The sequence below is a fragment of the Balneatrix alpica DSM 16621 genome, assembly GCF_000619885.1.
Lineage (GTDB): Bacteria > Pseudomonadota > Gammaproteobacteria > Pseudomonadales > Balneatricaceae > Balneatrix > Balneatrix alpica.
In genome coordinates, this window is the sequence record NZ_KK211039.1 from 340,142 (window position 1) to 352,272 (window position 12,131).

Here is a 12,131-nt window from a genome sequence, read left to right on the forward strand (position 1 = left end):
CGTCATATTGCTTCCTTGGTATCTGTCAGGACTGCGATGCAGTGCCCGAGAGCTGTTGCATACGCCCCAGCACATCCAGCCCCTGCATATTCAAAAAGTGCAGAATGTCGATAAAAATCCAGTTTTCTGCCAACTTATCTCCATCACGGCGATACATATCCACTACCCGCATGTCTGCTGGGGTTGAGGCTGGCAGTCCCATATAACCGCCGGAGTTTGTCACGGTCAGATTGGCCCAACCAAAGAAGCCACCAAAGTTACCCTCTGCCAGACGGCAAAGATGACCATTGAATTGGCGATCTTTAATCTGAGTACGGAAGGGACGTTGATGTTGCTCGATATAGCGATCAATCGTGTAGGTAGCACCAATGCCATCAGGCCCCCACCACAACATGTCGTCATGCCAACATAACGAGAGCTCTTGCTGGGGGCTGCTAAAACGCTCGGATGTATTGATATCACCAATCATGCGATTGATCAGGGCTAGGGTTTCAGCACCGATGGAGGGATCGGTTTCTCCGTAATGCAAACCATCATGAGTCAAGGGCCCAGGTTGAACCAGATGGGCACCTGTCTGCGTTGGCAAGGGCCGCAGTCCGGCCTGATGCATCAGATGAATCAAGTCAAAGAACATGGCCGTTTCGGTAATCTGGCCATTTTCTACTTTGTTGAATTCGGCATAACGCAACATGGCAATACGCCGCGTTGCAGGGATTCCCAAAAAAGGCTGATCAAACAATCCCAGCAGGTGTCCCATGGAAATCGTCCAGACTGACTGGAAACCATCAATCTCGTTCTTGCCCGCGATAAAGATATCCTCACGGCGCTGCACGCGGCTCATCGAAGTCAGAAAAGGAGCCCAAAATGCAGTGGCCACATTGCTCGCCCCCTGCTGCACATGAAAGGGATGCATGCCTCTCCAGAGCCAGTTATCGGAAGTCCGCTCCGCTAGCACTGCGGCAACCGTTTGCGGGGTCGCCTGTGCCAGGGCTTGGTAATGCGCCCTTACCAGCGCTTTTTCATCTTGAAAGCTCATCATCCCTATCCTTTGACTGCACCGGCGGTCAAACCTGATACGATTTGACGCTGGAAGAACAAAATCAGAATAAATAGCGGCGCCGTAGCTGACACAACCGCTGACACAGCAAACATCACATTACCCGGCTCATAGGTAGAGCCCAGGAAGCTGGCAATCTTCGGCACCATGGTCTGGTTTTCCTGAGATAACAGCAGCGCGGTCACGGTAAAGTCGTTGTAGGCCAGCAAGAAAGAAAACAAACCTGTAGTGACAAGGCCTGGCCACATCACCGGCATAATCACATAACGGAAAGCCTGAAAACGGGTGCAACCATCCACCATTGCACTTTCATCCAAGTCCTTAGGAACGCTTTGGAAGAAGCTATGCAGCATCCACAGGGTGAAAGGCTGGTTAATCGCAACCAACACGATGATGGCCGTCGGTAAATAGCCCCAGATATTCCATTCAAAGAACGGCAGCAAATAACCGGATACCAGTGTGATGTGCGGCATAGCGCGAAATACGAGCGCAATCATCAGTAGCCAGAAGGCATAGCGGTAACCAGAGCGGGCTAAGGCATAACCACCCAAGGTACCCAGCGTCAGCGAAATAGCAACGGTAAAAACCACCACTATCGAGGTATTCAATACCGACACCCAGAAGTCTTCTTCGATCCAAGCACCCTCATAACCATTCAGGGTAAAGCTGGCCCCGGTTTCAATGGCAGTGCGCGTTCCCCATAAAACATTGCGCCAGTCAGCCTTAGAGAAGAAGTCGGACTCCACTTTGAAGGATCCCCACAGCGTCCATAAGAATGGAAACGCTGCCACCACAACCCAGAGCACAACGAAGGCCGTCGAGATTGCTTTGAGCGCAGTCGATTTTTGTTGCGCGGCAATAGTCATGTCTTAAGCCCTCTTGCGATTAAAGTCATGCCAGGTTCGGATCAGCACCGGAATCAGCAGGATGGTGACTCCTATAATGGTGAGGACAGAGGTAGCCGCAGCCGAATTGAAGCGAGCAAAATCGCCTCGAAGATCGGAATAAATGTTGTAAGACAAGGAGCTGGCATTCGCGCCCGCCGAGAAGCCCACAATCGGCTCGAAGACACGGAAGTTATCCATCAGCTGAATCAGCATGATAAAAACCGTTAATGGGGCCAGATGAGGTACCACCACGTAACGGATACGCTCCCAGCGATTGGCGCCGTCAATCATCGCGGCTTCCAGCGTTTCGCTCGACACCGTCTGCAGGCCGGCGTAGTAGACAATGAAAGCAAAAGGAATAGCGTGCCAAACGCCATAGGTCAGAATGGTAATCCAGGTCAGCGTCGTGGATGCCTTCAGCGACAAACTCGGATCATCCAACAAAATCTGCAGTGTTTTACCGATGACACCATCGGCATCGATCATCCAGAACAGAATCAGTGAACCCACCAAAGGCGTCACAATCATCGGTAATAGCGAGACAAAAATGGTCACCCCGCGCAAACGTTTGTGCAGATTATTAACCGCCAGCGCAACAGCCAGCCCCAGCACAATCACAATGGGGGTGACCACAAAGGTATACACCAGGGTAAAAATCATGGCCTTGTAGAACGGCAAGTTCATCAACGCCCCCATGAAATCACCTAGGCTCTCGGCCTCGGCCCAGGCAGCGGCAACCTCCTCGACCGCGAGATGGCCGCGATCAAGGAAATTACCCAGCCCGTTAAAGCGCCCTAGAGGTTGCTGCTCACGCAGGGCGGCCGTAGCCGCCGTATCAACCACAGACTCCTGGGAACAACCGAATGGACCACAGTTTTCGGTCGTGATGATCACCTGCTCATGGGGAATGTACAGGGACTGCACGACCACTGAAACGATCGGCGCAGCGATAAACAGAAGCATTGCTACCAGCGAAGGCAGAATGAACCAGAAAAATGTACGGTGCGGCATAAGCTTAACCTTATATTTTTTGTAGTCGCGGCGCGGATCTACAGCTCTGACTTGCGAATCAATTCAAGAAGCCCTGCTCCTTGGCAGCAGTAAGATAAGTCGCTTCGACATCAGCCAAGGCCTGCTCTGCGGTTTCTTTACCTTGCAGAAAATCTGCCAGCTCATCACCCAGCGCGGTATGCAACAAGCCCATATAGGGAAGCATCGGATAAGGACGAGCTTTGTTAGCCAGGCTGGCTGAGACACCCGTCGCAGAAGCAGAAGGCTTATAACCCTCGATTAGCCAGACAGCTTCGTCATTATGCTTTTCCAGAATGGCAGGATTGATGGCATGTACCATCGCGGCAAAGCTCGCTTGTGCATCTTCATCAGAGGCATTCTTGGCAATCACAAAGCCATCCCACCACAGGGACGTCGCAGGAATGCTGTTACCGCCTACTGTCGGCGCAGAAGCCAATACTGTGTTGCTTACCACCTCTTCACTTGAGCCTTCATTATCCAAGATGGCTGCGGCGCGCGAGCCCCACATCACACCAAAGGCAGCCTGCCCTGTTTCCCAGCTCAACATGGAGGCATTAGAGTCAATCGTCAGGAAATCGGGATTAGACAAGCTGAGCAGGTCTTTCAACATATTTAGGGTAGCGATACCGGCTGCATTGTTAATCGCAGGCTCAGCCGAGCCAGGCTTAAAGAACTCCCCGCCAAAACCGAGGTACATGTTGATGAACTCTTCTCCTAGGTTCCAACCCACCTTGGAGTTGGTGACGAAGGGATATTTCATCACGCCAGCTTCAGCCAGTTTTTTTGAGGCTGCCAGCACGTCTTCATAGGTTTGTGGTGGTTGAATGCCATGCTGTTCCAGCAGATCCTTGCGATAAAACAAGTGTTGGGCATTGGCCATAAAAGCGATGGCAATGACTTTTCCGTCTACGCGAATCAACTGATTAGGGCTGAGGGAGTCACCATACTTCTCCACCAAATCATCCAGCGGACGTACCAAGTCAGCATTTAGCAGCGGCACGATGGAACTCGTTGCAACAATAGCGGTTGTGTACTGAGCCGGTTTTGCCGTCAGGGCCGCAACCTGAATTTCGCGATGCTCCGTAGTCAGGTTTGAACTGACCGTTACCCCGCTACCTGAGCACTCAAGAGCACGATTCACGACAGAGTGAATCGCACCAAAATCGTTACCGAGAATTCGCACTGAGCCGGTCTCGACTCCACAGCCTGCTGACACCTGACTTGCGCCTAGCGTCCCCATCAAAGTAAAAGCGGTTAAGAGAGCAACCCTGGTTTTAGTTGTCATTGCGACATCTCCTGTTGTTTTTGTTGTTAGATCGCGAACTAGCGCGTTTAAGCGCGGCAATCGACTTTGCAGAACCGCGCAAAATTTCTAAAACAGCCTACTTTGCCAACCCTAGAACCCATGACAAACACAAGCTCTGACGATTAACCTGCCCAATTTTGGGTACGATTGCAATACCTGACAAAGAATTTGCCTAGATAACGATTGAATCAAGTCAGATTAATGGCACCAACTAACCCAACCCCTTCCATAGGAAACATTCAAAACAACTACCAGCGTAATGTTTATTGCACTCATCGGCTTTTATCGACACGAAAATAAACAGCAAAATCAATTGCTTACATAACAAAATAGCTCTCTGTGAAGGAGAGAAATAGCGCTTTACTGATCCAACACATGCAAACGCCTCCACTGCCCACACAATTAAGACTTGCGGATTCCAACAACTCAGATGTATCTTTTGTGCATACGAATTCATAAATATCAAAAAACATACAAGATCACATACAGCAGTACGGGATAAACCCGCTGCAGCCATGAACGTGGCTTTGCACCTAACCCATCGATCATCCGCCGTACTGCGTACTGGTTGGCTCGTCGATCAAGCAATCCGCTGTGGCGATAGACTGCACCTAACATAAGGACTGACAACATGACGATTCACTACTTGAAACGAGGCAAATCCCTCGCCGCCCGCAGCGAAGAAGATGCCAAAACCCGTGCAGTGGTTGAGGCAACACTGAAAGACATCGAAGAACGGGGAGATACCGCTGTCCGTGAGCTAAGCGAAAAGTTTGATAAATACCAGCCCTCCTCTTTCCGCTTAAGCCAGGCAGACATCGACGCGTTGATCAGTCAGCTAACAGAACGAGAAATTGCTGATATCAAGTTTGCGCAGAAGCAAGTCGTGAACTTTGCTCGCGCACAGCGTGACTCCATGCTGGATATCGAAATTGAGACCCTGCCCGGGGTCATCCTGGGCCACAAAAATATTCCGGTGCAGTCTGTAGGCTGTTATATCCCTGGGGGGAAATTTCCGATGGTGGCGTCAGCACACATGTCTGTCGCCACCGCCAAGGTTGCCGGTGTACCCCGCATTGTTGCCTGCACTCCCCCTTTCCAGGGCAAACCCAATCCTGCGGTGATTGCCGCAATTCATTTTGGTGGCGCCGATGAGATCTACGTACTTGGCGGTATTCAAGCCATTGGCGCCATGGCCATAGGCACCGAAACCATTGACCCTGTACATATGCTGGTAGGCCCAGGCAATGCCTTTGTGGCAGAGGCCAAGCGTCAGCTATTTGGCCGGGTAGGCATTGACCTTTTTGCAGGCCCAACCGAAACCATGGTGATTGCCGATGAAACCGCGGCAGATGCGGAACTCTGTGCCACAGACCTGTTAGGCCAAGCTGAGCATGGCTATAACAGTCCTTGCGTACTGCTGACCAATTCTTATGCCTTGGCGGAAGGGACTATCAAAGAAGTCGAACGCTTGCTCACCATCCTCCCCACGGCTGATACCGCCCGTGCCAGCTGGGCGGACTACGGTGAAGTGATCGTCTGTGACACTTACGAAGAAATGCTGGAAGTGGCCAATGACATCGCTTCCGAACACGTACAGGTCATGACTGACCGTGATGACTGGTTCCTTGAGAATATGACCGCTTATGGTGCCCTGTTCCTTGGCCCACGCACCAATGTTTCTAACGGTGACAAGGTAATCGGCACCAACCATACCCTGCCCACCAAAAAAGCTGGGCGCTACACCGGCGGCTTATGGGTGGGCAAGTTCCTCAAAACCCACAGTTACCAAAAGATCACCACCGACGAGGCCGCCACCCTCATCGGCGAATATGGCTCGCGCCTATGCATGCTGGAAGGCTTCGCTGGCCATGCAGAACAGTGCAACATTCGGGTGCGTCGCTTTGGCGGAGTAGATGTGCCCTACGCACAGGCTGCTGCCTATCGCGAAACGGGTAAATAGCCAATTTCTCCACACTAAGGAAGCCTGTAACGACCCTGTCGAATCGAGATGACTATGGACCGACACTCTGAGCACAAAAAGCTAATCAGCCCATTACGTGCCGCCATGTATGACTTTGAACCTGGCAGGGTACGCACGACACTTAACCAGCTTTTTGCGGCAGATGCCCTGATACGGCTTTGCCACCCCATTGGCGATCTACAAGGCCCTGAGGCCTTATACGATCATGCGTATCACGGCTTGTTTAATGCGCTACCTGACCTGGAGCGTCGCGACTACATTGTCATGGCAGGTCCTGATGGGGAAGGTAACGATTGGGTGGGCTGCGGCGGCTACTATACCGGCACCTTCCTGGCTTCCTGGTTGGATATCCCCCCCACTGGGCATATGGTGGCGATGCGTTTCCATGAGTTTTATCGCTTTGTGAATGGCAAGGTGGTGGAAATGCAGGCAGTCTGGGATATCGTTGAAGTCATGGTACAAGCCAATGCCTGGCCCCTGTCACCTGCACTGGGACGCGAGTGGCATGTCCCTGGCCCCGCCAGTCAGGATGGGCTGGTGCCCAGCCCACGTGATGAAGCCAAATCGACTGCCAGCTGTCAGTTAATTATGGACATGCTAACCGCACTGGTGCGCTACCCCAGTCAGGGTGGACCTGATGTGATGGAGCTGGAGCGTTTCTGGCATCCACGTTTTAGCTGGTATGGCCCTTCCGGTATTGGTACTTGCCGTGGAGTAGCGGGCTTTCGTAACTGGCACTCCATTCCCTTTTTAACCGCCATGCCCGATCGCGGCCAATACCCACAGGAAACCACTCACCATTTTTTCGGCGATGGTGATTATGCTGCTGTCACAGGTTGGCCCAATATGGCCCAAACACTCAGCCATGGTGGTTGGCTAGGCATTGCCCCAACGGGGCAAAAGATTACCCTGCGTTCACTCGATTTTTGGCGTACCGAAAAGGGACTTATCCGTGAGAATTGGGTTCTGGTTGACTTGCTTGATGTCTATCATCAACTCGGTGTCGATGTTTTCGCGCGTTTGCGTGAGTTCAATAAGGCACGCAACCTCTCTCCGATCAGCTTACCTTCAGGAATGGACAAGTGATGCAACTCCCTCGTACCCCCTCTTTTCGTCTGGATGGCAAGCGAGCCTTGGTCACCGGTGCCTCATCCGGAATTGGTCAGGCTTGCGCGGTCGCCTTGGCCGAAGCAGGCGCCCATGTGGTTTGCGCAGCACGCGGCGCCAATAAACTAAATGAAACCGTAGCCGCCTTACAAGCACAAAACGGGTCTGCCGAAAGCCTGATACTGGATATGGCCGACCTGACTGCTCTCAATCATGCACTGAGTGCACAAGCTTGTTTTGATGTGGTGGTGAACTCAGCAGGTATGGCCCGCCATAGCCCAGCCATGACGACCCGTATTGATGACTATGACGCGGTCATGGGCCTGAACCTACGCGCGGCCTACTTCCTCTCCGCTCGCTGTGCCGAGCGCATGAAAGAAGCAGGTATTGCCGGCAGCATTATTCACATCTCCAGCCAGATGGGGCATGTCGGGGGTATTGATCGCGCCCTCTACTGTGCCACCAAGCATGGTCTTGAAGGCATGGTGAAAGCCATGGCCATCGAGTGGGGGCCGCTGGGCATTCGTATCAATACGCTATGCCCGACCTTTATTCGCACCCCCTTAGGCGAACAAACCTTAGCCAACCCTGAGCGCCGTGCCTGGATCGAGGAAAAGATCAAACTCGGACGAGTCGGGGAAGTCGAAGACATTATGGGAGCGGTGGTCTATCTGGCCTCTAATGCATCGGCACTGGTCACGGGTTCCTCACTCAAAGTCGATGGCGGCTGGACTGCAGAGTAACCCACCCGTCCTTTCCATCACCCTGTCGGCCCCACTGCTGCACTACAAGGATAACGATTATGAAGGGCTTCGATCCTGCTTTTACTGACTTCCCTGACTATATCGTCAAAATTACGCAAGAAATCTGGGAAGACCGTGGCATCAATACGCTGCATCACTATTACGCGCCTGATCTGCTGGTCCGTACACCAATGGGTATATCCAAAGGCAATCAGGCCGTGATCAGTGCCACGATGGCAACCTGTCATGAATTTCCAGATCGCCAGCTGTATGCCGAAGATGTGATCTGGGCCGGCAATGATGAAGAGGGCTTTTTATCCTCCCATCGCATTATTTCGACCGCCACTCATCGCAAAGATGGTCAGTTTGGCCCAGCATCCGGACGCTCCTTCCGGATTAATGTCATCGCAGACTGCGCCGCTCGCAATAACACCATCGATGATGAATGGTTGGTGCGTGATTACGGTGGTTTGGTTCGTCAACTTGGTCTAAACCCACGGGAGTACACCGCCCAGCTGATCCGTGACGAAGGAGGCCCTGAACTAGCGAAAAAGCCTTTCGTTCCGGAATTAGATGCGCCTGGCCCCTATCGCAACCGTGGTAATAGCAATGAGTGGGGGCAGCGTTATGCCGATAGCCTGACCCGCATCATGGGGGCGGACTTCACCCACATTCTGAAAGACTACGACCGCGCCATCATCGGCCACTATCCCGGTGGAGAGTGCGTCGTCGGTCGAGATGCAGCCTGTGCATTCTGGGTGGGGCTACGTTCCTCTTTCCCTAACGCAAAGTTTGAGATTCACCATCAAATTGGCATGAATAGCGACATGCTGAGCCCGCGTGCAGCGGTACGTTGGTCACTTGATGGAACTCATGATGGTTGGGGCACCTTTGGCCGCCCTACGGGTAAACGTGTTCATGTGATGGGTATCAGCCACGCCGAATTTGGCCCCTGGGGGTTGCGTCGTGAATGGGCTCTCTATGACGAAATTGCCATTCTGAAGCAGATTCTCATGCAAACCGGTGAGGTCTGAGCAGTAAGCAAGGATGAAGGGGGTTACTCCTTCCCATCTGCACCACTTTCAATCAAGGATCTTTGATATGACTGCCCTTGAACAGCGCATTGTGCGCTATGGCGAGCTTAAGCCCTGCAAAACCGCATTTATTGATACCCATACACCGGGATCTGACCAAAAAGAGAACTTCACCATCATCGGTGGCGGTGTCTCAGAAAGCGCAGACCAACACGTCCACATTCGTGAAACCCCCGGGTTTAACATCGGTGCAGCTGGGCAGCCACCCAAATGTCGCAACTCGCTGCACTCACATCGCACTGCAGAAGTCTTCTTCGTTTTGAAAGGTCGCTGGCGCTTCTTCTGGGGCCGCCATGGCAATGCTGGAGAGTTTATTGCTGAGGAAGGCGATATTTTTAATATCCCCACCGGCCTCTTCCGTGGTTTTGAAAACGTGGGGACCGACTACGGCATGATCATGTCTATTCTCGGTGGTAATGATGCCGGTGGCGGCGTTATTTGGGCTCCTCAGGTCATTGAAGAAGCCGCAGCTTACGGGCTGATACTCGGCGACAATGGCAAACTCTATGACAGTAAAAAGGGAGAGACTCTACCAGCAGACGTAGCCCCCATGCCCCTGCTAACGGAAGCAGAACTACAGGATTATCCCGAAGTCCCAGTTGAGAAAGTCGTACGTGACTATGTTGCTCGTTACTGGGATCTGATGGCGCTAGCGGCGAAGAAACCCGTCAAGGTCATTGGTGAGGATGGTCTGCTCAGGGACAAACCCGGATTTGAGGTACACTTCCTCACCCGTGGTTCTGTAGCAGATAAGCTGACGACAGCTGCACAACATACAGTGCTGATGCCAATGCGTGGTCACTGGAAACTACGCTATGAAGGTGGAGAAACCATACTGAACCCAGGTGACACTTGCCTCATCAACCCGGGGGAAGCTTATGCATTGGCTCCTTCCATGAGCGGCGAAGTGAGCCTCTACCGAATTACTGCTACTCAAGATAGCGCTGGCCCAACCTGGAGTGCCGGCTGATCATCTCAGCAGGGCTGATGGAATCACTCAACCTCCATGAGCCCTTTTTCCTCAATCCCCTTCTTTCCTCAATCAACCACAGTGTCGATTAACCATTTTCCTGCTGTAGCCAGGCACTAATCGTCGACAACATGCCCAGGCTCTCCAAAGTTTCCTGATCCAAACCACTCTCTTCATCAAGTGGATGGGTGCCAAGATTACGAGCCGCGACAATCACACGAGCAGCATGTAAACAACACACCAGTTCAGAATGTTCCTGAGCTTGGCTGGGTGCATCCTGATACATCACCGCTTGAATCAGTCGCTGATCAACACCCCACAAATTAAGTAAATACGCCCCCAACATGGCTCTGGGGAATTGATCCTGGGGCCATTCACTCAAGTCCAAACCTCGTGCCAAAGCCACCAATTGGCCAATGTTGTGCATTAATCCAGCAGTAAAGGCCGCTTCAACTTTTTGTCGGTCAAGCCCCCAACGTTTCGCCAGCCCTTTGGCGACCACAGCCACCTCAAACGCTTGCTTAAAAATACTTTCTTGCTGGTCTGCTGCGATTTCGCTAAAAGAGGATTGATGCATTTCCAGCATCAAAACCAGGTTCTTCACCAGATCAATTCCCAGTCTTACCACCGCATCGTTGATGCTGGTAATCACAGTGCTGAACCCGAAAAAGGCTGAATTCGCCAACTGTAGCAGCTTGGCCACAATAGCTTGATCGTGACTAATCACCTCAACCACAGCATTCACATCTGCTGGAGTTTCCTCAAGCTTCTCGGTCAACTTTTGATAAGTCTGGGGTAACCCCGGCAGTATCCCTATTCCACCCAACAATTGACGATACTCATCCGCGAGAGGCATCGCCCGCAATGCCAGTGCACGGGCTAAAGCCTCACAGATGGATTCGATCTCATAGGGTTTGGCAATTAGGATATGGGCTACTGCACTGGCTGACACTGCGGTTTCGCCACTGTCATCACCGGTGAGTAATACCCTGATGCAATCTGGCTGTAAGCGTGCGACCTGGCTAAGCAAGGCGGTGCCATCCTGCAATGGCATTTTTTGATCTGTGACCACCACCCAAGGCTTGAGTTGTGGCAGTAAATTCAAGGCATGGTCAGGCCGTTGGGTAAACTCAAAATTCCAATGGCGGTAATGCAGTCTCACTCCTCTACGTAGAGAAGTAAGTTGATAAATCTCATCATCAACAAAGAGTGCACTGGGTGTCGTCATTCAGGGTTCTCCCCTCTTTGGCACCTGGTTATAGCTCGTCCATTGCTAATAAGGCTTACTGCAGGAAATATCCATTAAAGCCTCAATCTGTTCGAGCAAAATATTATTCTCGAAGGGTTTGGACAATACCGCGTCTGCCCCTGCTGAAAGGGCATTTTCCAGTCTTCGCTCGTCCAATGCAGAAATCACTAACACTCTGATTTTTGGGTACTGTGCACGAACAAACTCTAATACTTCAAAACCATTAATGCCTGGCATGCTCAGATCCAATGTCATTAAAGCGGGTTCGTAACTGGCGATTTGGCTGCCTGCTTGAAATCCATCCGTAGCAATTTCTGTTTGATAGCCAGCATTGCGCAACAAGCGTTGTAATGCTCGCGCCAAGGGTAGCTCATCATCAACGATCAAAATGCGTTTATTCACGACTGTCGGTTGAAGTAACGCAGGGATAGGCATGCCCTGCTCCTGCAAAAATGCTACAAGATCTTCTTCTTTTACTCGGTTATTACCGCGGCCCGGGAGTTTAAAACCCTTTAAAACGCCCCTATCAATCCATCGAATGACCGTACGTAAATTCACATCGCAAAGCTTTGCGATCTCACCGGTCGAAAAGTTTCGCATGGACTATAGTTTCCTCATGCAGGTACTTGGCCCCAGCATAGTGCAACATCATGACAAATGCGACATATGTGACTATGTTCTAGGGTTCGCAGGACTATCTGC

At 51.8% G+C, this 12,131-nt stretch carries 11 protein-coding genes; 5 read left to right on the forward strand and 6 right to left on the reverse strand.

The window, feature by feature from the left end; translation table 11 throughout:
• Positions 1–25: 25 nt before the first annotated feature.
• The 4 genes from Q334_RS0110930 to Q334_RS0110945 are packed head-to-tail and all read right to left on the reverse strand — an operon-like array spanning position 26 to position 4,261.
• Positions 26–1,036 carry a nuclear transport factor 2 family protein gene (locus tag Q334_RS0110930; RefSeq protein WP_027313239.1) on the reverse strand — a complete coding sequence of 337 codons (1,011 nt, stop codon included), beginning with the start codon at positions 1,034–1,036 and terminating at the stop codon, positions 26–28.
• 5 nt (positions 1,037–1,041) lie between these two features.
• Positions 1,042–1,923: a carbohydrate ABC transporter permease gene (locus tag Q334_RS0110935; protein ID WP_027313240.1), complete on the reverse strand. Its 882-nt coding sequence runs from the start codon at positions 1,921–1,923 to the stop codon at positions 1,042–1,044.
• A 3-nt stretch (positions 1,924–1,926) separates the two neighbouring features.
• Entirely contained in the window at positions 1,927–2,955 is a 1,029-nt protein-coding gene (locus Q334_RS0110940; protein WP_027313241.1) for a carbohydrate ABC transporter permease, read from the reverse strand.
• Between the two features lie 58 nt (positions 2,956–3,013).
• Positions 3,014–4,261 carry an ABC transporter substrate-binding protein gene (locus Q334_RS0110945; RefSeq protein ID WP_027313242.1) on the reverse strand — a complete coding sequence of 416 codons (1,248 nt, stop codon included), beginning with the start codon at positions 4,259–4,261 and terminating at the stop codon, positions 3,014–3,016.
• Between the two features lie 652 nt (positions 4,262–4,913).
• On the opposite strand from Q334_RS0110945, the gene hisD reads away from it, so the two are divergent.
• The 5 genes from hisD (at position 4,914) to Q334_RS0110970 (ending at position 10,180) form a co-directional block, all read left to right on the forward strand.
• A complete protein-coding gene (gene hisD, locus Q334_RS0110950; RefSeq protein WP_027313243.1) occupies positions 4,914–6,245 on the forward strand; it encodes a histidinol dehydrogenase in 1,332 nt (443 codons plus the stop codon).
• Positions 6,246–6,299: 54 nt separating this feature from the next.
• A complete protein-coding gene (locus Q334_RS0110955) occupies positions 6,300–7,352 on the forward strand; it encodes an ester cyclase (protein ID WP_035461337.1) in 1,053 nt (350 codons plus the stop codon).
• Entirely contained in the window at positions 7,352–8,116 is a 765-nt protein-coding gene (locus Q334_RS0110960) for an SDR family NAD(P)-dependent oxidoreductase (RefSeq protein ID WP_027313245.1), read from the forward strand. The genes Q334_RS0110955 and Q334_RS0110960 overlap by 1 nt, the downstream gene beginning before the upstream one ends.
• Positions 8,117–8,175: 59 nt before the next feature.
• A complete protein-coding gene (locus Q334_RS0110965; RefSeq protein WP_027313246.1) occupies positions 8,176–9,150 on the forward strand; it encodes an ester cyclase in 975 nt (324 codons plus the stop codon).
• A gap of 67 nt (positions 9,151–9,217) precedes the next feature.
• Entirely contained in the window at positions 9,218–10,180 is a 963-nt protein-coding gene (locus Q334_RS0110970; protein ID WP_027313247.1) for a cupin domain-containing protein, read from the forward strand.
• An 88-nt stretch (positions 10,181–10,268) separates the two neighbouring features.
• On the opposite strand, the gene Q334_RS0110975 is transcribed toward Q334_RS0110970, so the two are convergent.
• Together Q334_RS0110975 and Q334_RS0110980 are read right to left on the reverse strand one after the other, a co-directional pair.
• On the reverse strand, positions 10,269–11,408 hold the full coding sequence (locus Q334_RS0110975; RefSeq protein WP_027313248.1) for an HDOD domain-containing protein: 1,140 nt from the start codon (positions 11,406–11,408) through the stop codon (positions 10,269–10,271).
• Between the two features lie 45 nt (positions 11,409–11,453).
• Positions 11,454–12,029, reverse strand: a complete 576-nt coding sequence (locus Q334_RS0110980; RefSeq protein ID WP_027313249.1) for a response regulator — start codon at positions 12,027–12,029, stop codon at positions 11,454–11,456.
• Positions 12,030–12,131 lie beyond the last annotated feature (102 nt).